Annotated in this window: 18 protein-coding genes; 14 read left to right on the top strand and 4 right to left on the bottom strand. The window is 68.2% G+C overall.

Translation table 11 applies throughout. The annotated features are described in order from the left end of the window. The first annotated feature begins 5 nt into the window (after positions 1-5). Positions 6-338, top strand: coding sequence for a zinc ribbon domain-containing protein YjdM (locus AC1PPK_RS02640; protein WP_079435169.1), 333 nt, complete (start codon positions 6-8; stop codon positions 336-338). A gap of 30 nt (positions 339-368) precedes the next feature. On the opposite strand, the gene AC1PPK_RS02635 is transcribed toward AC1PPK_RS02640, so the two are convergent. Both AC1PPK_RS02635 and AC1PPK_RS02630 read right to left on the bottom strand, forming a co-directional pair. Then, positions 369-1235 carry a hypothetical protein gene (locus AC1PPK_RS02635; RefSeq protein ID WP_481116299.1) on the bottom strand — a complete coding sequence of 289 codons (867 nt, stop codon included), beginning with the start codon at positions 1233-1235 and terminating at the stop codon, positions 369-371. 146 nt (positions 1236-1381) lie between these two features. Next, entirely contained in the window at positions 1382-2584 is a 1203-nt protein-coding gene (locus AC1PPK_RS02630) for a response regulator (protein ID WP_481116298.1), read from the bottom strand. Between the two features lie 132 nt (positions 2585-2716). On the opposite strand from AC1PPK_RS02630, the gene AC1PPK_RS02625 reads away from it, so the two are divergent. Both AC1PPK_RS02625 and AC1PPK_RS02620 read left to right on the top strand, forming a co-directional pair. Further along, positions 2717-4177, top strand: coding sequence for an NAD-dependent succinate-semialdehyde dehydrogenase (locus tag AC1PPK_RS02625; RefSeq protein ID WP_481116297.1), 1461 nt, complete (start codon positions 2717-2719; stop codon positions 4175-4177). 110 nt (positions 4178-4287) lie between these two features. Beyond that, complete coding sequence (locus AC1PPK_RS02620; protein WP_481116296.1) at positions 4288-4734, top strand: bacteriohemerythrin; 447 nt, start codon at positions 4288-4290, stop codon at positions 4732-4734. Between the two features lie 143 nt (positions 4735-4877). On the opposite strand, the gene AC1PPK_RS02615 is transcribed toward AC1PPK_RS02620, so the two are convergent. Continuing rightward, a complete protein-coding gene (locus AC1PPK_RS02615) occupies positions 4878-5204 on the bottom strand; it encodes a hypothetical protein (protein WP_481116295.1) in 327 nt (108 codons plus the stop codon). A 263-nt stretch (positions 5205-5467) separates the two neighbouring features. Between AC1PPK_RS02615 and AC1PPK_RS02610 the strand changes: the two genes are divergently transcribed. The 11 genes from AC1PPK_RS02610 (at position 5468) to AC1PPK_RS02560 (ending at position 18474) form a co-directional block, all read left to right on the top strand. Continuing rightward, positions 5468-8605 (top strand): ATP-binding protein, encoded by a 3138-nt coding sequence (locus tag AC1PPK_RS02610; protein ID WP_481118177.1) that lies wholly within the window; start codon positions 5468-5470, stop codon positions 8603-8605. Between the two features lie 75 nt (positions 8606-8680). Beyond that, positions 8681-10078, top strand: coding sequence for an aminotransferase-like domain-containing protein (locus AC1PPK_RS02605; protein WP_481116294.1), 1398 nt, complete (start codon positions 8681-8683; stop codon positions 10076-10078). Positions 10079-10506: 428 nt separating this feature from the next. Continuing rightward, positions 10507-10989: an MSMEG_0572/Sll0783 family nitrogen starvation response protein gene (locus tag AC1PPK_RS02600; protein WP_481116293.1), complete on the top strand. Its 483-nt coding sequence runs from the start codon at positions 10507-10509 to the stop codon at positions 10987-10989. Between the two features lie 22 nt (positions 10990-11011). Further along, positions 11012-12025: a Nit6803 family nitrilase gene (locus tag AC1PPK_RS02595; RefSeq protein WP_481116292.1), complete on the top strand. Its 1014-nt coding sequence runs from the start codon at positions 11012-11014 to the stop codon at positions 12023-12025. Then, positions 11985-13094 (top strand): MSMEG_0568 family radical SAM protein, encoded by a 1110-nt coding sequence (locus tag AC1PPK_RS02590; protein ID WP_481116291.1) that lies wholly within the window; start codon positions 11985-11987, stop codon positions 13092-13094. Before AC1PPK_RS02595 ends, AC1PPK_RS02590 begins: the two co-directional genes overlap by 41 nt. Further along, positions 13091-13651, top strand: a complete 561-nt coding sequence (locus tag AC1PPK_RS02585; RefSeq protein WP_481116290.1) for an MSMEG_0567/Sll0786 family nitrogen starvation N-acetyltransferase — start codon at positions 13091-13093, stop codon at positions 13649-13651. The genes AC1PPK_RS02590 and AC1PPK_RS02585 overlap by 4 nt, the downstream gene beginning before the upstream one ends. Then, positions 13648-14643: a sll0787 family AIR synthase-like protein gene (locus tag AC1PPK_RS02580; RefSeq protein WP_481116289.1), complete on the top strand. Its 996-nt coding sequence runs from the start codon at positions 13648-13650 to the stop codon at positions 14641-14643. The genes AC1PPK_RS02585 and AC1PPK_RS02580 overlap by 4 nt, the downstream gene beginning before the upstream one ends. After that, the gene (locus AC1PPK_RS02575; RefSeq protein WP_481116288.1) at positions 14640-15881 is read left to right on the top strand and encodes an MSMEG_0565 family glycosyltransferase; all 1242 of its coding nucleotides are present in this window, start codon (positions 14640-14642) and stop codon (positions 15879-15881) included. The genes AC1PPK_RS02580 and AC1PPK_RS02575 overlap by 4 nt, the downstream gene beginning before the upstream one ends. Continuing rightward, positions 15874-16167, top strand: a complete 294-nt coding sequence (locus tag AC1PPK_RS02570; RefSeq protein ID WP_481116287.1) for an MSMEG_0570 family nitrogen starvation response protein — start codon at positions 15874-15876, stop codon at positions 16165-16167. Before AC1PPK_RS02575 ends, AC1PPK_RS02570 begins: the two co-directional genes overlap by 8 nt. A gap of 64 nt (positions 16168-16231) precedes the next feature. After that, positions 16232-17536, top strand: coding sequence for an MSMEG_0569 family flavin-dependent oxidoreductase (locus AC1PPK_RS02565; RefSeq protein ID WP_481116286.1), 1305 nt, complete (start codon positions 16232-16234; stop codon positions 17534-17536). A 29-nt stretch (positions 17537-17565) separates the two neighbouring features. Next, positions 17566-18474 carry a Pnap_2097 family protein gene (locus AC1PPK_RS02560; protein ID WP_481116285.1) on the top strand — a complete coding sequence of 303 codons (909 nt, stop codon included), beginning with the start codon at positions 17566-17568 and terminating at the stop codon, positions 18472-18474. Here the strand turns inward: AC1PPK_RS02560 and AC1PPK_RS02555 are convergent. Further along, a complete protein-coding gene (locus AC1PPK_RS02555) occupies positions 18471-21446 on the bottom strand; it encodes a PAS domain-containing hybrid sensor histidine kinase/response regulator (protein WP_481116284.1) in 2976 nt (991 codons plus the stop codon). The two genes, AC1PPK_RS02560 and AC1PPK_RS02555, sit on opposite strands and share 4 nt — an antisense overlap. Positions 21447-21523: the final 77 nt, after the last annotated feature.

Below are 21523 nucleotides of genomic sequence, written 5' to 3'. Positions count from 1 at the left end.
TTTCCATGAGCAGTCTGCCCAAGTGCCCCCAGTGCGGCTCCGAATACACCTACGAGGACGGCGCCAACTTCGTGTGCCCCGAATGCGCCCACGAATGGCCGCAGGCGGCCCCGGCCGAGGAACAGAAGGTCGTCCGTGACGCCAACGGCAACGTGCTGCAGGACGGCGACAGCGTCACCGTGATCAAGGACCTGAAGGTCAAGGGCTCGTCCTCGGTGGTGAAGGTCGGCACCAAGGTCAAGAACATCCGCCTGGTGGACGGCGATCACGACATCGACTGCAAGATCGACGGTTTCGGCGCGATGCAGCTGAAGTCGGAGTTTGTGAAGAAAGCCTGAATGGGGCTTGACTGACGGTCGTTACGGCCGTCAGTAGCGCAGCGCCCGCCCCACTGGATGCCGGCTCGCCGCCAGGCGCAGCAGGGCGCGCGCCGGGGCCGGCGTCGGGGCGTGGATCAGCGCGATGCTGAGCCACACCGCGACGCTGAAGTAGAGGGACATCCATACCATCTCGCCGTGCCAGTCGGCCAAGCGGTGGGACACCACCCAGCGGCTGGACGCATCCAGCACGCCCTGGGCGAGGCTCAGGTAGGGACGGCCGTGGGCTTCGTCGGTCAGCCAGCGGGCCCAGTACATCGGCACATCCACGCCGAACATATAGAACACGTAGCCCACGCCGGCCACGCACCACAGGGCCAGCAGCGGCCGCTGCGCCACGGCCAGGCGCGGCCACACGGTCAGCAGACCGGTTACCAGCAGCGCCGCACTGACGCCCCACAGGGATTCCTCAATGACGTGGCCGAGGTTGGCGGTGGTCAACACCGAATACCAGGAGCAGGTTTCGGCTACCACGATCAGCGGCACGATGACATTCGACGCCAGCCGGCCGGGCGCACTGCGGGTGGCCTGGGAGGCTTCGCGCAGCATCAGCGCCCACTGGGTGACGAAGCACAGCTCGGCGATGGTCGCCACCGAGCGGCCGACGATCACGCTGGACAGCCAGGAGTCGAACAGGCACAGGCGTGGCACGTCGAAGACCGGCAGGAAGGAGCGGTAGGCGCAGCCGAACACATAGCCCGCCGACAGCAGCAGCTGCCAGCGTCGCCAGCCATAGGCCTCGGCCGACAGCAGGCCCTGGCGCCGGTTGAGGGCTGCTGCAGACCACAGCCAGGCCAGGATGTTGAGCCCGGCCACTGCGCACAGCAGCGACCACCACGAAAATACGCTGAGTGTCATGATGGGGTAACGCTAGGATGCTAATGCGCCCCCGTCAAGGAAGGTCTGCTGCGGGTTTGATCCAGGTAAGAGAAAACGACTGTGCGGAACGCTCCGTGGGATGGAGGCGTATCTTCCGGGCCCTGCGATGATGCGGTGTCGCCCGCCTAGAACAACTCCACCGCGTTGTGGCTGCGGCCGGCGTTGAGGGCTTGCATGACCTGTGCGAACTGGGTGTCGAAGTCGCCGCCGCTGGCCAGGCGTTCGAGGATGCGCTGGATCGCCTGCTCCATCGCAGAGGTGATCGTCGATTCCTGAGTCTGGCTGGTGTTGAGCCAGCCGTAGGTTTTTTCGATGTTGTCCACCATCTCCTGCAGCAGCAGGCGGGTGTCGCGCATTGCGGCCTTGTTCTGTTCGCCGAGGTCCGTCAGCGCCACTTCTGCCTCGCTGAGGGCGATCTGCAACTGTTCGGCGCGCTTCTGGCCTTCCTGGCGAATGTCCACATTGACGGACAGGGCTTCCGCCGATTCCGCCAGGATTACCAGACTGTCGCGCAGGATGCCGGCCCGCTCTGGCTCTTCCGCCTCGTCGGGCATGTTGGAGACGATGATAGACACGCGGTCGTAATTCACGACCAGGCGTTTCTTGAACTGGAACAGGCGGCCCATCTCCGAGACGTGATCGAGGATGGATTGCTCGAGGGCCGTGGGTTCGCCATGGTCCGTTACCGCAGTGGCTGGGCCGTCCAGGTGGCGAACCTGTACGCAGGACTTGAGGCCGAGTTCCTGGATCGCGGACAGCAGGCTGTCGGCCAGCGCGTGGTAGTCGTGGCTGGCGATGCTTTTGCGCATGAAGTCGAGCAGGATGCCGGTCTGGCTGACACTCGACAGAAAGCCCATCGCCATCCGCTCGAGGGCTTTTTTCTCGTCGGCCAGCGCGGCGGCGGCGCGGTACTGGCGGATCGCCACGGACACCTTGCGCTGGAAGATCTCGGCGTTGACCGGCTTGGTGATCAGGTCGGTGCCGCCGGCATCGAAGGCCTTCAGGTGCTCTTCGAGAGACTGGTGACCCGTTACGAAAACGATCGGCAGGCTGGTGAAGGCACGCAGGCGGCGGCAGGTCTCGTAGCCGTCGATGCCAGGCATCTCCACGTCGAGCACGATCAGGTCCGGCGTCTGTCCGGCGCACAGTTCCAGTGCCTCGCTGCCGGATGAGGCTGTCAGCACGTCGAACTGCTGGGCCAGGATGGCGCGGTGGAGGGCACGGGTGACTCTTTCGTCGTCCACGACCAGCACGCGGCCGCCGGGTTCTTCGCCTTCATCGACCACCTGGCCTTGTGCGTCGGTCCTGCCGGGAGCATATCTGTGCATGGCGCTGTTTCCTTGCGTTTCTTCTCGTTGGACAATCGACACCGATTTTAATGGGGTGACGTGCACGGAAAGAGTGCGTGTATCACATTCGCTGCATGTGCTAATGCGCTTGCATCTCGCGAAAGGAAAATAATGAAACTCAAGGACATGTCCCTGCTGCGGCAGCAGGCTTTCATCGACGGTGCCTGGGCCGACGCGCTCAATGGGGCGACTCATGCGGTGGTGAATCCGTCCACCGGCGCCGAGATTGCCCGGGTGCCCGACATGGGGGCCGACGAGACCGAACTGGCCATCGATGCCGCGGCGCGGGCGCTGCCGGCCTGGCGTGCCCGCTCGGCCAAGGATCGGGCGGTGCTGCTGCGCCGCTGGTACGAGCTGATCCTGGCCAACCAGGAAGACCTGGCGCTCCTGATGACCAGCGAACAGGGCAAGCCGCTGGCTGAGGCGCGCGGCGAGGTGGCCTACGGCGCGTCTTTCGTCGAGTGGTTCGCCGAGGAGGGCAAGCGCGTGTATGGCGAGACGATCCCGGCGCCGACGCCGGATAAGCGCCTCATCGCCATCCGCCAGCCGGTCGGCGTCACCGCGGCGATCACGCCGTGGAATTTCCCGATCGCGATGATCACCCGCAAGGCGGCGCCAGCGCTGGCGGCCGGTTGTACCTCGGTGGTCAAGCCGGCCGAGGCGACGCCCCTGTGCGCGCTGGCGCTGGCCGAACTGGCCCAGCGGGCCGGCATTCCGGCCGGCGTGCTGAACGTCGTCACCACCGCGCGACCGGCAGCGGTCGGCGGCGTGCTCACCGCCAGCCCGGTGGTGCGCAAGCTGTCCTTCACCGGCTCCACGCCGGTCGGCAAGCGCCTGATGGCCGAGTGTGCCGACACGGTCAAGCGGCTGTCGCTGGAACTCGGCGGCAACGCGCCCTTCATCGTCTTCGACGACGCCGACCTGGACGCCGCGGTGGCCGGCGCGATGGCCTCCAAGTACCGCAATGCCGGCCAGACCTGCGTGTGCGCCAACCGTATCCTGGTGCAGGACGGCATCTACGACGCCTTCGCAGCGCGCCTGGCCGAGGCCGCCGCGGCGCTGCAGGTGGACGACGGCCTGGCTGCCGGCGCCCAGGTCGGCCCGCTGATCAACGCCGCCGCCCTCGCCAAGGTGGAAGGCCTGGTCGGTGATGCGCTGGCCAAGGGCGCCCAACTCGTAACCGGCGGCACGCCCCACCCGCGCGGCGGCTTGTTCTACACGCCCACGGTGCTGGCCGGCATCACCGCCGACATGCGCATCGCCCGCGAGGAGATCTTCGGCCCGGTGGCGCCGCTGTTCCGCTTCTCGACGGAGGAGGAGGCCATCGCACTGGCCAACGACACGCCCTACGGCTTGGCGGCCTACTTCTATTCCCGCGACATCCACCGCGTGTGGCGCGTCGCCGAGGCGCTGGAATACGGCATGGTGGGCATCAACGAAGGGATGATCTCCAACGAGATGGCGCCTTTCGGCGGCATCAAGGAATCCGGCGTCGGCCGGGAAGGCTCCCGCCACGGCATCGACGAGTATCTGGAGATCAAGTACCTGTGCATGGGCGGCCAGCGGCCGTGAGCGGCGCCGGCCGCTGTGTGCGGTCGAGGCTTGCCCTAACTGGTCAAGGAACTGGCCGCTCTGGGATACTGAGGCCGTAAAGCACAACACAAGATCAAACGGAGACAGCAATGAGCGACGAAACGAGCGGCCTGCCCTGGACGGACAATTACCTGCTCGGCTACACGCCAATGGATGACACCCACCGGGAGTTCGTGGACGTGGTGAACGCGATGCTCACCTGTACCGACGCCGAGCTGGCCAGCCGCGTGCGGGCCTTTGTCGAGCATGCCGAGAAACACTTTGCCGACGAGAAGGCGTGGATGGAGGCGAGCGGTTTCCCGGCTACCGACTGCCACGTGGACGACCACAACGCGGTGCTGGCTTCGGCCCGCGAGGTCGAGCCGCTTGTGGCGGCCGGCAACCTGGAGATCGGTCGCGAGTTTGCGGCCGAGTTGGCGCGCTGGTTCCCCGGTCACGCCGATTACCTGGATTCCGCGCTGGCCCACTGGCTGGTCAAGAAAAGCGCCGGCGGCAAGCCGGTGGTGCTGCGGCGGAAGGTGACGCTGGGCGAGTAAGGCAAGCCCGGCAGGCGAACTGCCCGACCTGCGAAGGGGGGGCCATCACGTCCGTCGCCCCTGGCGCCGTGATGGACATCACGTCGGACTGGCCTCGTACCGACGGGCCCTGTCGCACTGGGCGTCGGATGATCTCCTGAGGGTCAGTCGCTGCTGTCGATCAGCGCGTTGCGGCGTTGGCGCAGACCTTCCGGCATGGTCAGGGTTTCCCGGTCCCAGCCTTCCAGTTCCAGTACGCGTGCAAGGCAGTCTTCCATCAACTGGTGTGCCTGCAGCGCCGCATCGGCGATCGTGTGATGGGCCGCCGGCGCCGTGTCGCTGTTCTCGAGGCATTTGCGCTGGTAGCGGATCAGGTCGCGCAGGCTGAAGAGTTCCGAAGCTACTTGCCCAGGGCAGGCACACATGTACAGCGTGGCCTCGTCGACGATCTTTTCAAGCTCGTCATCGCGAAATTGCTTTTGCAGGTCCATGGGCAGTGTGTCGATCTGAATTGATTGGCGGGACCGGCGTGCTGGCACGGTTGTGCGTGGAATCTTCATCCTCGCGCAGGATGCTGGCAAAAAAATGTCGCAACCCGGTGGTTTGTGAAGTGTCGCATAGCGTTGGCCAAGCACCTGGGAGAGTCTCTCTGCACGTGAAAGTGCGGGCTTGGTTGCTTCCGCATTGTATTGGCTAAGCCCATCCGTGGCGCAGGCGTGCGGAGGCGAAGGTGGGGGAGTGACGCAACGTGTCGATGCATCTGCGAGCCGGCGTCTGGACAGATGCGTTCTCGGCCCTGCCATTGAAGATCAAGGCTGCGCTGCTGTCGGTGCTCGTCTTCACTGCCGGGATCGGGGCGCTGGCCTGGGATGTGGCCCGCGGTCTGCACGAGGACTTCGAAGCCCTGATCGGCCATGAGCAGGCCACCGCAGCGGGCTTCCTGGCCCGTACGCTGGATGCCGAGCTGCGTTTCCGCCTCGATACGCTCAAGGTGATGGCGGAGCACATCGCCGCGCTGCCGGAGCCGTCTCCCCGCGCCGTGCAGGACTATCTGCTGACCCAGCCGATGGCCAACCGCCTGTTCACCCGCGATGTTTATGTGATCCGGAGCGACGGGGAGCGTATCGCCGAGAGCCCGGTGCGTGGGCATGTCGGCAGCCAGTATCGGGATGCGGCTTATTTCACCCGCCTGATGGCGAGTCGCAAGCCGGTGATCCGTGTCTGGTTCGGACGTTTTGCACAGCAGCCTGTGTTGCTGGTTGTCGTTCCGATCATCGATCGCCACGGAAATCTGCTCGGTGCAATGTGCGGGGCCGAGCTGATCGAGAAAGGTAGCCATTTTCACCTCACCGAGGAGGTCCGGAATGGACAGACCGGCGGCTTCCACGTGTATGCCCTGGAGCAGCGCATCTTCGCCGCCAGCACGGATGCGAGCCGGGTTCTGCGCCCCTTGCCCGAGGAGGGCGTCAATCCGTTGCTCGACCGCCGCTTGAGGGGCTATCTGGCGCCGGGGCGTACGGTGGATTCGAAAGGGGTGGACCTGATCAGCGCCGCGGCGCCGGTGATGGACGGGCAGTGGCTGGTGGTGTCCTACCTGCCTACCGCCGAAGCCTTCGCGCCGCTGCGGGCGGCGAACACGCGCATCTATGGCGGCGCGGCGCTGGCTGCGTTGCTGGCGGGCCTGCTGATCTGGTTTGGCCTGCGCCGTGCGTTGATTCCCCTCGAGCGGGCGACGCAGCGGATCGGCGAGTCCGTTGCCGGTGACCTGCCGGCCGTGCAACTGGAAGAGGCCGGCAGCCGGGAGATCCGCCTGTTGCTGCACAACTTCAATGTGCTGCAGGCGCGGGTTGCCGAACAACAGGACTTTATCGGCAAGGAGCGGGATCGCCTGGAGAGGGAGGTGTCGGTGCGCACTGCCGAACTGCGGGCCGTCAATGCGGCCTTGAGCCAGCGCTCGGCGGAGGTGGAGGACCTCTACAACCGGGCGCCCTGCGGCTACCACTCGGTGGACCGCGACGGGGTCTTCCTGCGCATCAACGATACGGAACTGGAGTGGCTGGGGTACCAGCGCGAAGAGGTTGTCGGCAAGCTGCGCCTGACCGACGTTCTTCCCCCCGAGCTGGCGCGACGTTTCGAAGCCTACTTCGGCAGATTTCAGCGGGACGGCTTCGTGCGGGATCTGGAGTGGGAGCTGCGGGGCAAGGATGGCGGCACGATGGCGGTGCTCATCAATTCCACGGCGATCCGCGACGCGGCCGGGCGCTTTGTGGCGTCGCGCACCACCGTTTTCGACAACCGCCAGCGCAAGGCGCTGGAGCTGGCGCTGCGCAAGAGCGAGGCGCTGCTGCACGGCGTGCTCGACAACGTGCCGGCGCTGATCGCCTACTGGAACCGGGACCTGCACAACGAGTTTGCCAACAACGCTTTCGAGGCCATGTTCGGACTGAGGCCGCCGGAACTGAAGGGGCTGCACCTGCGGCAGGTGATCGGCGCCGAGGCCTTCGAGATGACCCGCCCCCACCTGGATGCGGTGTTGCGCGGCGAAGGGCGCGCCTTCGAGCGCCCGCTGGTTGATGTCCGCGGCGTGCGGCGATGGACGCAGGTGCAGTACATCCCCGACTACGAAGAGGGCGTCGTGCGTGGTTTCTTCGCGCTGGCCTCGGACATCACCGCAGCCAAGGAGAAGGAGAGCGAGATCGAGGCGCTGAACCAGGAGCTTGCCCGCCGCGCCGCCGAGGCGGAGAGCGCCACCCGCGCCAAGAGCGTGTTCCTCGCCAACATGAGCCACGAGATCCGCACTCCGATGAATGCCATCATCGGCCTCACCTACGCTCTACGCCGTACCGGCATCGACGCGGCGCAGGCCGGCATGCTGGACAAGATCCAGGGTTCCGCCGACCACCTGCTGGGCGTCATCAACGACATCCTGGACATTTCCAAGATCGAAGCCGACAAGCTGGTCCTCGAACGTGCCGACTTCGAGTTCGAGGCGATCCTGGCGCGCATCCGCTCGATGCTCGGCGAGCGCCTGCGGGAAAAGGGCCTGGACCTGGTCTTCGACACTCCCGCCGGACTCGGCTGGCTCAACGGCGATGCGGTGCGTCTGAGCCAGGCGCTGCTCAACTACCTGGGCAACGCGGTGAAGTTCACCGAGCGCGGCGGCATCACCCTGCGCGTGCGGATCGTGGAGGAGGGCAGCGAGGGGTTGCTGCTGCGCTTCGACGTGGTGGACACCGGTATCGGCATTCCCGCCGAGGCCTTGCCGCGCCTGTTCACGGCCTTCGAACAGGCCGATGATTCGACGACGCGCAAATATGGCGGCACCGGCCTGGGGCTCGCGATCACCCGCCGTCTGGCCCGCCTGATGGGAGGCGAGGCTGGTGCCAGCAGTACGCCGGGGGCCGGCAGCATTTTCTGGCTCACGGCCCGCCTCCGCCGCGCGAACGCGTCGGCGGCTTCTTCCGTCGATGCCGCGTCGGGGGAAAACCTGCCGGCTGAAGCCATCCTGCGCCGCGATCACGCCGGTGCCCGTATCCTGCTGGTGGAGGACGAGCCACTGAACCAGGAGGTCGCCCGCTTCTTCCTCGACGAATGCGGTCTGCAGACGACCACAGTCGGAGACGGCGCGGAAGCGGTGGCCCGCGTTGCTGTCGAAGACTTCGCGCTGGTGCTGATGGACATGCAGATGCCGGTGATGGACGGCCTCGAAGCGACCCGTCGCATCCGCCTGCTGCCGGGCAAGGCCAAGCTGCCGGTGTTGGCGATGACCGCGAATGCCTTCGCCGACGACCGCGCGCACTGCCTCGCTGCCGGTATGAACGATTTCGTCGCCAAGCCGGTCGAGCCGGCGGTGTTCTACGCGGTATTGCTGCGTTGGCTGGCGGCGCGTTGAGCCCGCTCAGGCGGCGCCGTGACGGCGGTGGATTGAATGCATACAATCCTCGCTCCGACGACCTGGATTGATCCCATGCCCTCCAACACGCCTTCGTGGCGGCCGATCGACCTCGACCCGCACAAACCTGCCTACATCGCCATCGCCGACGCCATCGCCGCGGACATCCGCGACGGCCGCCTGGCCCCGGACACCCGGCTGCCGCCGCAGCGTCAGCTGGCCCACGTGCTGGGCCTCAATTTCACGACCATCAGCCGCGCCTACGCCGAGGCCCAGCGTCGCGGCCTGCTCGATGCCAGGGTCGGGCAGGGTACCCGCGTGCGTCCGGAGGCCTGTCCGCGGGTCCGCCACGCCGCCGCCCGTGCGCGGCTGATCGACATGTCGATGAACCTGCCGCCGGAGCCCGACCAGCCCGAGCTGCTGGCCCGCATGGAAACCGGCCTGCGCGGCTTGTGCGGCGACATCAATTCACTGCTGCGCTACCAGCCCTTCGGCGGCAGCACCGAGGACCGGGAGGCTGCCATGCATTGGCTGGCGCGGCGTGGCATCGCGACCAGCAGCGACAAGGTGCTGGTCTGTCCGGGCACCCACAGCGTGCTCAATGCGCTGCTGAGTACCCTGGTCGGCACCGGCGGCGGCCGCATCTGCTGCGACAACATCACCTATCCGGGCATCCGCGCGCTGGCGGCGATCCACGGGGTCAGCCTGCTCGGCCTGCCGTCAGACGCGGACGGCATCCTGCCCGATGCCTTCGAGCGTTGCTGCCGCGACAACCAGCCGGCGGCCCTTTACCTCAACCCGACGATCCAGAATCCGACCACCACCACGATGTCCGCCGCGCGCCGCGAGGCGATCGCCGAGATCGCCGCCCGCCACCAGGTGGCGGTGATCGAAGACGACCCCTACGGCCTGCTGCCGGAGGCGCCGCCGCCGAGCTTCAAGACCCTGCTGCCGGAGCTCACCTACCACGTCTGCGGCCTGTCGAAGACCGTCGGTGCCGGTCTGCGGGTGGCCTACCTGGCCTTGCCGGACGCCCGCCAGCTGCCGCGGGTCAGCGGCATCCTGCGTGCGGTGTCGGTGATGACGCCGCCGATCTCGACGGCCATCGCCACCGAATGGGTGCTCGACGGCACCGCCGAGCAGCTGGTCCGTTTCATCCGCGAGGAGTCGCGGGTGCGCCAGCAACTGGCCGCGGCGGCCCTCGGCCCGGCCACCTTCCAGGCCTCGCCCGACGGCTTTCACCTGTGGCTGCCGCTGCCGGAGGGCTGGAGCCGGGTCAGCTTCGCGACCCATCTGCGCAACAGCGGTATCGGTGTGGTGACCAGCGACGCCTTTCTGGTCGGCGGCGCGGCGGTGGAGGCGGTCCGCATCTGCCTCGGCGGCGCCGCCAGCCGCGACGACGTGCAGCACGCCATGGACCTGGTCGGCGCGGCCCTGTCCCACCCGCCGGCGATTTACTCCTCCATCGTCTGAGTGCGTCTGGCCGCCGTGGACGCGCCTGCGTCCCGGTGGCGCGGACCATCCGCCGTCCGTCCGGACGCCTCTTCTCCACGCCCTGTCTACCGATGGCTCCCCTGCGAGCCGTTGAGCGTGGGTGACACACTTTTTGCACATTGTATGCATTCAATGCATGCACGCTGCGGGTGCGCGCCATGCTGTCGACGCACTGGCCAAGTGCGTTGATCTGTCAGCATTTTACCGCTGTTGTGCAGCGCCCCAAACCACCCTTTAAATCCAAGAAAATGATTCTTCGTACTTTTATTGTATGCATACAATAAAAGTAAATTGATGGCACGTCTGTTGCTGAATTGATGCTGCGCACCACCGGCGGTTGACATCGGTACAGAGGTCCATGACACCCCGCGGTGCGCATCTCGAATCCCAACCATGAGGAATCTGACATGCCCGCTGTGACCCTGCCCCCCCACACCACCGGTGATTTCTTCGTCGATTACGAAGAGAAGGTCTTCGAAGACGTGAAGGCCGAACCCGGCCAGAAAGCCCTGGTCACCTTCCACACCGTCGCCTTCGAAGGCTCCATCGGCCTGGTGAACCTGCTGCAGGCCACCCGCCTGCTGCGCAAGGGCTTCGACACCACCATCCTGCTCTACGGCCCAGGCGTCACCCTCGGCCTGCAACGCGGCTTCCCGCGCCTCGGCGACGAGGCCTTCCCGGGTCACCTGGCGATGAACAAGCAGCTCGCCAAGTTCATCGAGGAGGGCGGCAAGGTCTATGCGTGCCGCTTCGCGCTGCAGGCCCTGTACGGCCACGGTGAACCCTCGCTGATCCCCGGCATCCGCCCGATCAGCCCGCTCGACGTGATGGACATCCAGCTCCTCCACAAGCGCGACAACGCCTTCGTCATCAACAGCTGGACGCTCTGAGCGCCACGCCAAGGAGACGAGCATGACGACCGAACGAATCGTCCGCGTGGCCGCGGTGCAGATGAGCCCGGACCTCACGTCCGCCACCGGCACGGTGGACAAGGTCTGCCGCGCCATCCTGGAGGCGGGGGAGAAGGGGGCCCGGATGGTGGTCTTTCCGGAGACCTTCGTGCCCTATTACCCGTACTTCTCCTTCGTCCAGCCGGCGGTGGCGATGGGGGGGGAGCACCTCAAGCTGTACGAGCGGGCCGTCACGGTGCCGGGGCCGGTGACCCAAGCCGTCGGCGAGGCGGCCCGGCGGGCGGGGGCGGTCGTCGTGCTCGGCGTCAATGAGCGGGACCACGGTTCCCTCTACAACACCCAGCTGGTCTTCGACGAAACCGGCAGCCTGATCCTCAAGCGTCGCAAGATCACCCCGACCTACCACGAGCGCATGGTGTGGGGGCAGGGCGACGGCAGCGGCCTCAAGGTGGTGGACACCGGCATCGGGCGCATCGGCGCGCTGGCCTGCTGGGAGCACTACAACCCGCTGGCCCGCTACACCCTGATGGCCCAGCACGAGGAGATCCACGCCAGCCAGTTCCCCGGCTCGATGGTCGGCAACATCTTCGCCGAGCAGATCGCCGTGACGATCCGCCACCACGCGCTGGAGTCCGGCTGCTTCGTCGTCAATGCCACCGGCTGGCTGAGCGACGAGCAGGTCGCCGCGATCACCCCCGACCCGGCCATGCAGCGGGCCCTGCGTGGCGGCTGCCACACCGCCATCGTGACGCCCGAGGGCAACTACCTGGGCGAACCCCTGCGGGAAGGCGAGGGCATGCTGATCGCCGACCTGGACATGGCCCTCATCACCAAGCGCAAGCGAATGATGGACTCGGTCGGCCACTACGCCCGCCCCGAGCTGCTGTCCCTGCAGGCCGACCTGGCGCCCAAGGCGCCGCTGCAGGGCTCGCGCGACACGCTTTCCCCCTTCCCCGCAACCGCAGGAGTCGATCATGTCCATGACAGCGCTGCGCCCGCAACACCTGATCTCTGAGCTGCAGAGCCACGGCTTCCGGCTCGACGCCGCGGCCGGCGGCCTGCACAGCCGGCGCGGTGGCGCCGGCCCGTCGGACCACGCGGCCATCCTCATCGACGGCCAGCCGGCGATGGTGCCGCTGCACACCGGCCGGGCACTGCACTCGCCCTTCGTGGCGTCCCGCCCGGATGCCGCCGGCGAGGCCACCCTCAGCCGCGACGGGCAGCCCGTGGCGCGCATCGCCTTCGCCCGCCAGCCGCGCTTCTACCGCCTGCAGACCCTGGACGGCGTGCCCTACAGCCACATCGCCACGCTGCACAGCACCGACGTGCTGGCCACCACCGTGCTGCAGACTTGCACCCGCTACCAGAGCCGCGCCAAGGCCTGCCAGTTCTGCAGCATCGGGCAGTCGCTGGCGGCCGGCCGCACCATCGCCCACAAGACGCCGGAGCAGCTCGCCGAGGTGGCCCGCGCAGCGGTGCTGCTCGACGGCGTGCGCCATATGGTGCTGACCACCGGCACGCCGCCGACCCCCGACCGCGGCGCCCGCGTGATGTGCGACAGCGCGACGGCGATCCGCGCCGCGGTGGATCTGCCGCTGCAGGCCCAGTTCGAGCCGCCTGACGATTTCGCGTGGTTCCGCCGCGTCCGCGAGGCCGGCGTGGACAGCCTCGGCATGCACCTCGAAGTGCTGACCCCGGCCCTGCGCCAGCGCCTGATGCCCGGCAAGGCGGCGATCCCGCCGGAACGCTACGACGAGGCCTTCGCCGCGGCGGTGGAGGTCTTCGGCCGCGGCCAGGTGTCCACCTACATCCTGGCCGGCCTCGGCGACAGTCGCGAGACCATCCTGACGGCCTGCGCGCGGCTGATCGACCTCGGCGTCTACCCTTTCGTGGTGCCCTTCGTGCCGATCTCCGGCACGCCACTGGAAGACCACCCGGCGCCCGACGCCGCCTTCATGGACGCTGTGCTGGCCCCGCTGGCCGGGCTGCTCCAGGCCGGCGGCCTAAGCGGCGTGGCGATGAAGGCCGGCTGCGGCAAATGCGGTGCCTGCTCGGCCCAGTCCCGCTACGAGGCCCGGCCATGAACGCCGCGCTGCCCGCCCTCGCCGCGCGGCTGCGCCTGCCGCGCCACTACCGCGTGGAGCATGCCAATGCGGCCGCCCGTATCGAGGCCCTGGCCCTGCGCCGGGCGGTGTTCTGTGCCGAGCAGGGCTTGTTCGATGGCAGCGACGCGGACGCCATCGACGCCGACGCGCTGTTGCTGGTGGCCCGCCCCTGCCTGGATGGCGTGGATAGTGGCGGGCCGGCGCCGGTGGTCGGCACGGTACGCATCCACCGCCTCGCGCCGGACGTCTGGCAGGGCTCGCGGCTGGCCGTCGCCGCCGAGTACCGGCGCGTCGGTGCCCTTGGCGGCGCGCTGATCCAGCTCGCCGTGCGCAGCGCCGCCACGCTGGGCTGCACGCGCTTCGTGGCCCAGGTGCAGGCTGCCAACGTGCCGCTGTTCCAGCGCCTGCACTGGCGCAGCACCGGCGAGATCGTGCTGCACGGGCGTCCCCACCACCTGATGGAAGCCGACCTGGCCCACTACCCGCCGTTCGCAGCCGGTGAAGCCATGCAGGTCCACGTGAAGCGGGTGGCATGATGGAACTGCCTGCCCTCATCGACACCCTGCGCGGCCACAAGGGCATTGCCCACAAGCGCGACATCGACGGCGTGCTGGCGGCCCTGGCCGGCCGCCACCTGCCGGAGGCCGCTGCTTGGCTCGGCGACGACTGCGCCGCGCTGCCTCGCGGCGACGGCCACCTGCTGTTCGCCATCGAAGGCTTCATCAACGAGTTCGTCGCCCACGACCCGTGGTTTGCCGGCTGGTGCGGGGTGATGGTCAACCTCAGCGATATCGCCGCGATGGGCGGCCGCCCGCTGGCGGTGGTGGACGCCCTGTGGAGCGACGGCCAGGCCCAGGCCCAGGCCCTGATGCGCGGCCTGTCCGACGCGGCGGCGGCTTTCGGTGTGCCGCTGGTCGGCGGACACAGCAACACCCGTTGCGACCGTGCCCAGCTGGCGGTGGCGGTGCTCGGCGAGGCGACGCGCCTGCTCACCAGCTTCGCCGGCCGGCCTGGAGACAGCCTGGTTATGGCGGTGGACCTGCGCGGCGCCTACCGGGAACCCTTCGACAACTGGGACGCGGCCACCGCCGCCGACCCCGCCCGCCTGCGCGGCGACCTGGCGCTGCTGCCAGAGATCGCCGAGGCCGGCCTCGCCCACGCCGCCAAGGACATCAGTCAGGCCGGCCTGCTCGGCACCGTGCTGATGCTGCTGGAGTGTTCCGCGGTCGGTGCCCGCGTCGACCTGGACGCCGTGCCGCGCCCGGCCGGCGTGGACTTGGCGCGCTGGCTGCGCTCCTTCCCGAGCTTCGGCTACGTGCTGGCTTGTCAGCCGGCGCAGACGGAGGCCTTGTGCGCGCGTTTCCACGCCCGCGGCATCGCCGCCGCATGTATCGGCACGCTGACTGACGGCCACCGCCTGATGCTGGGCCAGGGCGAGGCCGAGGGCTTGTTCCGCGATCTGGCCGTCGAGCCCTTGATGGGGGTCGGGCCGCAGCCCGGCGCCGTGGCACAGGGAGGCGCGGCATGAAGCACGAGAACCGCCCGCTGCGCATCGCGCTGCTGACTCATTCCACCAACCCGCGCGGCGGCGTCGTGCATTGCGTGGAACTGGCCGACGCGCTGGTCACTCTCGGCCATCAGGTCACCCTGCACGCACCGGCCGCGCCCGGCGCCGGCCTGTTCCGCAGCACCGCCGCGCAGCTGTGCCTGATCCCCGAGACACCGGCCGGCGGCGATCTGCGCGAGCGCGTCGAGCGGCGCATCGCCACCTTTACCGAATGGTTTTCCCAGCCCGGCCACGCTGATTTCGATGTCTTCCATGCCCACGACGGCATCGGCGCCAACGCGCTGTACGCGCTGCAGGCGCGCGGCGTGCTGCCGGGCTACGTGCGCACCGTCCATCACCTGGAAGACAGCTACGGCGACGCGCGCCTGGACTTCCTCGAACGCCGCTCCATCGCCGGCGCGGTACGCCTGCTGTGCGTCAGCCCGAGCTGGGCGGCGCGGCTGGCGGAGCGTTGCGGGCGGCCGGCGGATGTGGTTGGCAACGGCGTCAACCTGCGCCGCTTCGGCCCCGCCGCGGGGGCCCGCGATCACCTGCTGAGGCTGCGCCTGGGCCTCGGCGGCGGGCCGGTGTTCCTGGCCGTCGGCGGCATCGAGGCGCGCAAGAACACCGTCGCCACCTTGCGCGCCTTCGCCCGCCTGCGCGCCACCCTCGGCAAGGCCCAACTGGTGGTAGCCGGCGGCGCCAGCCTGCTCGACCACGGTGCCTGCCGGCGCGACTTCGACGCCGTGCTGGTGCGGGAAGGGCTCGCCGCGGCGAGCCTGCCCGACGACGGTATGCCGTTGCCGCCGGACGTGCCGGTGATCCTCGCCGGCGTGCTGCCGGACGCCGATATGGCGCCGCTGTACCGGCTCGCCGACGCGCTGGTCTTTCCGTCCCGCGTCGAGGGCTTCGGCCTCGCCATCGTCGAGGCGATGGCCTGCGGCACGCCGACGGTGGTATCGCAGATCGCTCCCTTCACCGATTTCCTCGCCGACGGGGACTGCCTGTGGGCCGACCCCGACGATCCGGACTCCATTGCCAAGGCCATGTGCCGCGCGCTGATGCCCGGCACCCGCGAGCGCATCGTTGCCCGCGGCTTCCAGGTGGCCGCCCGCCACGACTGGCCGACCTGCGCCCGCGGCCACCTGCCGGCCTACCGGGCGGTGGCCGGCCTGCCGCTCCCCGTCTCCCACCCCTCCAAGGAGTTCAACCATGCCTGAAATGTACTTCCACGTCCGCTGGCCCGACGGCCGCGAGGAGCGCTGCTACTCGCCGTCGCTGGTGATCGGCGATTTCCTGCAGCCCGGCCACAGCTATCCAGTGGCCGACTTCGTGCAGCGCTGCGAGCAGGCCCTCGGCGAGGCCAGCGCGCGGGTTCAGCAGAAGTACGGCTACTTCTGCTCGAGCGCCATGGACCAGCTCGGGCGCATCCACGAGGTGGCCCGAAGTTTCGAAGGCACCGACGGCGCGGTGCAGGTCGAGTCCTTCCAGCCCGGCGCGCGCTGAGCCGCCGCCCGTTCCCGTCTTTCGCATCCATCCCCGCATTCCAGCCAATTTTCAAGGAGCCGTCATGAACACCCTGTTTCCCCAATCCACCCAGTTGCTGGCCCGTCGCGATTACCCCGTGGTGATCGTCGGCGGCGGCCAGGCCGGCCTGTCCACCAGCCACTTCCTGCAACAGCACGGCATCGCCCACATCATTTTCGAGAAGAACCGGGTCGCCCATTCCTGGCGCAACGACCGCTGGGACACCTTCTGCCTGGTCACGCCCAACTGGCAGTGCCGCCTGCCCGATTTTCCCTACCCGGGCGACGACCCCCAGGGCTTCATGCTGAAGGACCAGATCGTCGATTACGTGGAGGCCTTTGCCCGCAAGATCGCGCCGCCCATCGTCGAGGGTGTGGCGGTCAACCACGTTGTGCGCGGCCCGTCCGGGCGGCTGGAGGTGAGCACGAGCGCCGGCCACTTCACCACCGACCATATCGTGGTGGCCACCGGCGGCTACGACATTCCCATCGTGCCGGCCTACGCGGCCAGCCTGCCGGCCCACATCCACCAGGTCCATTCGGTGGATTACCGCAACCCGGAATCCCTGCCGGCGGGCGAGGTGCTGGTGGTGGGCTCCGGCCAGTCCGGCGTGCAGATCATGGAAGACCTGCATCTGGCCGGCCGCAAGGTGCACCTGTGCGTCGGTCCGGCGCCGCGCTCGCCGCGCGTCTATCGCGGCCGCGAGGCGACCGAGTGGCTGATGGACATGGGCTACTACGAGCTGACCGTGGATCGCCACCCCCTTGGCGAGAAGGCCCGCGAGAAGACCAACCACTACATGACCGGGCGCGACGGCGGCCACGAGATCGACCTGCGCAAGTTCGCACGGGACGGGGTCAGGCTGTACGGCAGCCTGGCCAACATCCAGGGGAGCACGCTGGAGTTCCTGCCCGACCTGACCGCCAACCTGGACGACGCCGACGAGGTGTATGTCAGCATCCGCAACGACATCGACAAGTACATCGCCGCCCACGGCATCGACGCGCCGGAAGAGCCGGCCTTCACCAAGGCGTGGGTGCCGGAGGCCGATCCGCTGAGCCTGGACTGCGCGGCGGCCGGCATCACCACCATCGTGTGGGCCATCGGTTTCCGCCCCGATTACCGCTGGATCGAGCTGCCGGCCTTCGACGGTCGCGGCCATCCCAAGTACCAGCGCGGCGTGTCGCCGGTGCCGGGGCTGTACTTCCTGGGTTTGCCGTGGCTGCACACCTGGGGTTCCGGGCGTTTCCTGGGTATCGCCGATGATGCCCGCCACCTGGCCGTGGTGATCGCCGAGCGCGTCGCACAAGGGGCCGAGGCTGTGCCGCCCGAAGCGGCGGTGGCCTGAGTCGCGGCCGCCGCGAAAGGAGGGAGCCCATGCTCGATCTCGCCCTGTCCGCCGCATCCTGCCCGAGCGCCCCGGCCCTGCGCGGCCGGCAGCGGGTCGGCATGCCGCAGCTGGCCTTGAACGGCCTGTCCGAGAGCTGGCTGCTCGCCGACTGCGGCGATCGCCACTGGCAGCTGCTGGCCGCCGCGGCCGGCATGCCGGTGTCCCGCCTGCGCGACGGCGGCGGACGGCGGGTCTATCCGGCCTTCCGCGCGGTGCGTCTGCGCCATGGCCGCCTTGGCAGCGTGGCGGAGGACGACGAGCTGGTGTTCGCCAGCCAGCTCGGGCGGGTCAGCCGCACCCAGTTCTACAGCAAGCACCTGGTGTCGGCCGGCAGCGGCCTGTGCGCGGTGGTGGAGATGCAGTCGGTGTTCGTCGCGCGGGAGACGGCCGGGCTCAATACCTCGGCCGTGCGCAGCCCGGTGGCGGGGCTGGAGCATGTGCCGGCGCTTGACGAGGGGCTGCGCTTTGCCGAGCTCAACCGGCGCGTGGCCCAGGCGCCGCAGGAGCGGGAGCCGGGTCGCTCTTCGCGTGGCGGGCACAGCTATGCGCCGTTTACCCTGCATCCCTGTCCGTCGCTGCATTTCAACGGGGCGGGCTTCCTGTATTTCGCGCGCTTCCATGAGCTGGTCGATCAGGCCGAATGGGGCTGGTTCGGCCCGCGCGCGGCGGCCTGCGTGACGACCGAGAGGCATCTGCTGTATCACGGCAATGCCGACGTGGGCGGCGCGCTGTCGGTGCAGCTGAGTGCCGTGGAGCAGGGGGCGGCGGGCCTGCATCACCATTGCCAGCTGCTGGCCCAGGCGGACAAGCGCCCCCTCGCCGACGTGTTCACGCGGCGCAGTCCGCGCCGGGAGCAGGGCGACTTTCTCGAAACCTTGTTCGAACCGGGCCGCTAGGAGGCTGCGTCAGCCGCGGCCGGCTGCTCCAGCCATTTGAGAAGGATCGCGTACAAGGCGTCCGGCTCGAAGGGCTTGGCGATGAAGTCGTTCATGCCGGCGGCCAGGCAGTTCTCCCGGTCCTCGGCGAAAGCGTTGGCAGTCATCGCCAGGATCGGCACCCCGGCGCGGTGGCCGGGCAGGCTGCGGATCGCCCGCGTGGCCTGCAGTCCGTCCATCACCGGCATCTGGATGTCCATCAGGATCAGCGCGTAATCCTGCTCGCCGGCCAGCCGCAGGGCTTCGGCGCCGTCCTCGGCCAGGTCGCAGTTGAGGCCGGCGTCGCCGAGCAGCAGCAGGGCGACCTCCTGGTTCACCGGGTTGTCCTCGGCGAGCAGCACGCGGGTGCCCGCATGGTTCCGGCTCAACCTGGCTTCCAGATGCCTGTCGGAGGGGCTGGCGGCGACGGGGTGCATGTCGCCGGGCTTGCCGAAGCGTCCGCTCATCCAGAAGGTGCTGCCGGCCCCCGCCTCGCTGCGTACGCCGACTTCGCCGCCCATCAGTTGGGCGATGTGGCGGGTGATCGCCAGGCCCAGGCCGGTGCCGCCATATTTGCGGGTGGTGGAGTTGTCGGCCTGCTCGAAGGCCTCGAAGAGGTTGGCCTGCTGTTCCGCCGACATGCCGATGCCGGTGTCGCTGACCTCGAAGCGCAGCAGATAGCCGCTGGCGTCTTCCGCAAGCAGTTGCCCGCGCAGGTTGATCGTGCCGTGCTCGGTGAATTTCAGCGCATTGCCGATGTAATTGACCAGCGCCTGGGACAGGCGCGTCGGGTCGCCGTGCAGCACCTCCGGCAGGCCCGTGAAGTCGGTGTGGAGCTGCAGCCCCTTGGCCGCCACCGCGTCGCCGGTGACCGCCAGCGTGGCGTCGAGCATGTCGTGCAGCCGGAAGTCCCGTTCGTCGAGGGCCAGCTTGCCGGCTTCGATCTTCGACAGGTCGAGGATGTCGTTGATGATCTGCAGCAGGTGCCTGCCGGAGGCGGCGATCTTGTCGAGCTGTTCGGCCTGGCGTTTGTTGACGTGGCTGCGACGGATCAGGTGGGCCATGCCGATGATGCCGCTCAGCGGGGTCCGGATCTCGTGGCTCATGTTGGCCAGGAAGGCCGTCTTGGCGACGTTGGCAGTCTCCGCGGCGGACTTGGCCTCGGCCAGCTCAAGGGTGCGGGTGGCGACCAGCTCTTCCAGATGGTGGCGGTAGCGGTCGAGCTCTTCCAGGTTGCGCTGCTTTTCGGTGACGTCTTCCTGTACCGCCACGTAGTGGCTGATGCGGCCATCGGCCTGGCGGATCGGGGTGATGATGGACAGGGAGGTGTAGTCGCTGCCGTCCTTGCGGCGATTGAACAGCTCGCCCTTCCAGGTTTCGCCATGCTGGAGCGCGCGCCACAGGGACTGGAAGGTCGCCGGCGGCGTGCGGCCGGACTGCAGGAAACGCGGGTTGTGGTGCAGCACTTCGTCGCGGCTGTAGCCGGTGTTGCGCAGAAAGGCTTCGTTCGCGTATTCGATGCAGGCGTCCAGGCCGGTGATGAAGATGTTGCCCGGGCTCTGCTCCACGGCCTGGGCCAGCTTCCGTAGCTGCTCCTCGACCTTCTTGCTCTCCGTGATGTCCAGCGAGATGCGGCATACGAAGCGGGCCGCGCCCGATGCGTCGAGGATGGGGAACATGTGCGACATGAAGGTGTGCGGCTGGCCGTCCACCAGCATGTTCTCCTCGATCGCATGGGGCTGCAGGGTTTCCAGCACGCGGGCGTCGTTGGCGCGGAAAATCTCGGCGGTGTCCGCCGGGTAGAGATCGAAATCGGTCTTGCCGACGATCTGGTCCTCGCTGCGCCCGTGGATGGCCTGGAAATTGGGGTTGGCCAGCGCATAGCGGCCGTCCGGCGTCTTGAGGGTCAGGGCTGATGGGTTGTGGCGGACGATCGCGCCAAACTTGAAGTCCCTTTCCATCAGTGCCGCTTCGGCCCGGTAGCGCTCGGTGATGTCGCGGGACAGGATGATGACGTGCGCGTCGGGGCCGCTGTTGCTGCCCTTGCGGGCGACCGACAGCTCGAACCATTTGCTGTTGCTGCCGCGACCGAGGCGGATCACCTGACCATAGGAGTGGCCCTTGGCGATGGCTTCGCGGATCGCCGCCAGCACGCCAGCAGCGGCATCGGCGGGCAGCACGTCGGTGACCTTGCGCCCGAGCAGGCGGCTTTTCTGGTCGGCCAGCTGGGCCGGGTTCTGGGCCCAGATGCCCCGGTAGACGCCCTCGCTGTCGATGTCGAAGAGCAGGTCGGGAATGGCCTGCAGTGTGGCGGTCAGCTCGGCATTCAGCTGGCGGATGGTGTCGGCGGTGTGCTGGCGCTCGGTGATGTCGCGGGAGATGCCGAAGACCCCGATCACGCGGCCGTCGGGGCCGCCCAGGGGCCCCTTGGTGACATGCAGGACGCGTATGCCCAGCGGGGTTGCAACGCTCTCCTCGTAGGTCCGAGTTTCACCGGTGGCGATGATCTGCCGGTCGATGGCGATCAGGCGCTCTGCCTGCTCGGGAGGAAAGAAGGCGTAGTCGTTCTGGCCGTGCACGCTGGTGGCGGGATGCCCGAGGATCTGGCTGGCGGCCCGGTTGATCAACATGTAGCGGCCTTCCAGGTCTTTCGCGAAGATCGCGTCCTGGGAACTCTCGGCAATCGCTTCCAGCAGCTGCAGCGTCTGCTGGCGCTCGCTGCGGGCGCGGGACGTGCGCTGCCAGGCATGTTGCATCAGCGTGTACAGCAGCACGGCGGTGACTGCGACGAAGACCCAGCCCTTTACGATGCTGGCGAAGGTCATCTGCGTGGGATCGGTGAGCAGGGCTTCCAGCGCCTTGTCGGACAGCAGGATCCACGCCGAAGCGAAGAGGACGTAGATCGCGACGACTTTCAGGATGTGCGGGCGTTCTTCGGCTGGGGGTCCTGTCATGGAAATCTCGGCAGCAAACGGTGTCTGGAGGCACGGCGGTCGGTATGCCGACCGGGGCCATCATCGGCAGGTCGGCC

This window comes from Zoogloea sp. JDB1, assembly GCF_056724025.1.
Note: the sequence above shows the minus strand (reverse complement) of the source record. Positions and strands in the feature narration are given on the sequence as shown.

Coding starts and splice junctions, on each gene's coding strand:
- AC1PPK_RS02640 (WP_079435169.1), top strand. CDS start 6: ATGAGCAGTCTGCCCAAGTGCCCCCAGTGCGGCTCCGAATACACCTAC.
- AC1PPK_RS02635 (WP_481116299.1), bottom strand. CDS start 1,235: ATGACACTCAGCGTATTTTCGTGGTGGTCGCTGCTGTGCGCAGTGGCC.
- AC1PPK_RS02630 (WP_481116298.1), bottom strand. CDS start 2,584: ATGCACAGATATGCTCCCGGCAGGACCGACGCACAAGGCCAGGTGGTC.
- AC1PPK_RS02625 (WP_481116297.1), top strand. CDS start 2,717: ATGAAACTCAAGGACATGTCCCTGCTGCGGCAGCAGGCTTTCATCGAC.
- AC1PPK_RS02620 (WP_481116296.1), top strand. CDS start 4,288: ATGAGCGACGAAACGAGCGGCCTGCCCTGGACGGACAATTACCTGCTC.
- AC1PPK_RS02615 (WP_481116295.1), bottom strand. CDS start 5,204: ATGGACCTGCAAAAGCAATTTCGCGATGACGAGCTTGAAAAGATCGTC.
- AC1PPK_RS02610 (WP_481118177.1), top strand. CDS start 5,468: ATGCATCTGCGAGCCGGCGTCTGGACAGATGCGTTCTCGGCCCTGCCA.
- AC1PPK_RS02605 (WP_481116294.1), top strand. CDS start 8,681: ATGCCCTCCAACACGCCTTCGTGGCGGCCGATCGACCTCGACCCGCAC.
- AC1PPK_RS02600 (WP_481116293.1), top strand. CDS start 10,507: ATGCCCGCTGTGACCCTGCCCCCCCACACCACCGGTGATTTCTTCGTC.
- AC1PPK_RS02595 (WP_481116292.1), top strand. CDS start 11,012: ATGACGACCGAACGAATCGTCCGCGTGGCCGCGGTGCAGATGAGCCCG.
- AC1PPK_RS02590 (WP_481116291.1), top strand. CDS start 11,985: ATGTCCATGACAGCGCTGCGCCCGCAACACCTGATCTCTGAGCTGCAG.
- AC1PPK_RS02585 (WP_481116290.1), top strand. CDS start 13,091: ATGAACGCCGCGCTGCCCGCCCTCGCCGCGCGGCTGCGCCTGCCGCGC.
- AC1PPK_RS02580 (WP_481116289.1), top strand. CDS start 13,648: ATGATGGAACTGCCTGCCCTCATCGACACCCTGCGCGGCCACAAGGGC.
- AC1PPK_RS02575 (WP_481116288.1), top strand. CDS start 14,640: ATGAAGCACGAGAACCGCCCGCTGCGCATCGCGCTGCTGACTCATTCC.
- AC1PPK_RS02570 (WP_481116287.1), top strand. CDS start 15,874: ATGCCTGAAATGTACTTCCACGTCCGCTGGCCCGACGGCCGCGAGGAG.
- AC1PPK_RS02565 (WP_481116286.1), top strand. CDS start 16,232: ATGAACACCCTGTTTCCCCAATCCACCCAGTTGCTGGCCCGTCGCGAT.
- AC1PPK_RS02560 (WP_481116285.1), top strand. CDS start 17,566: ATGCTCGATCTCGCCCTGTCCGCCGCATCCTGCCCGAGCGCCCCGGCC.
- AC1PPK_RS02555 (WP_481116284.1), bottom strand. CDS start 21,446: ATGACAGGACCCCCAGCCGAAGAACGCCCGCACATCCTGAAAGTCGTC.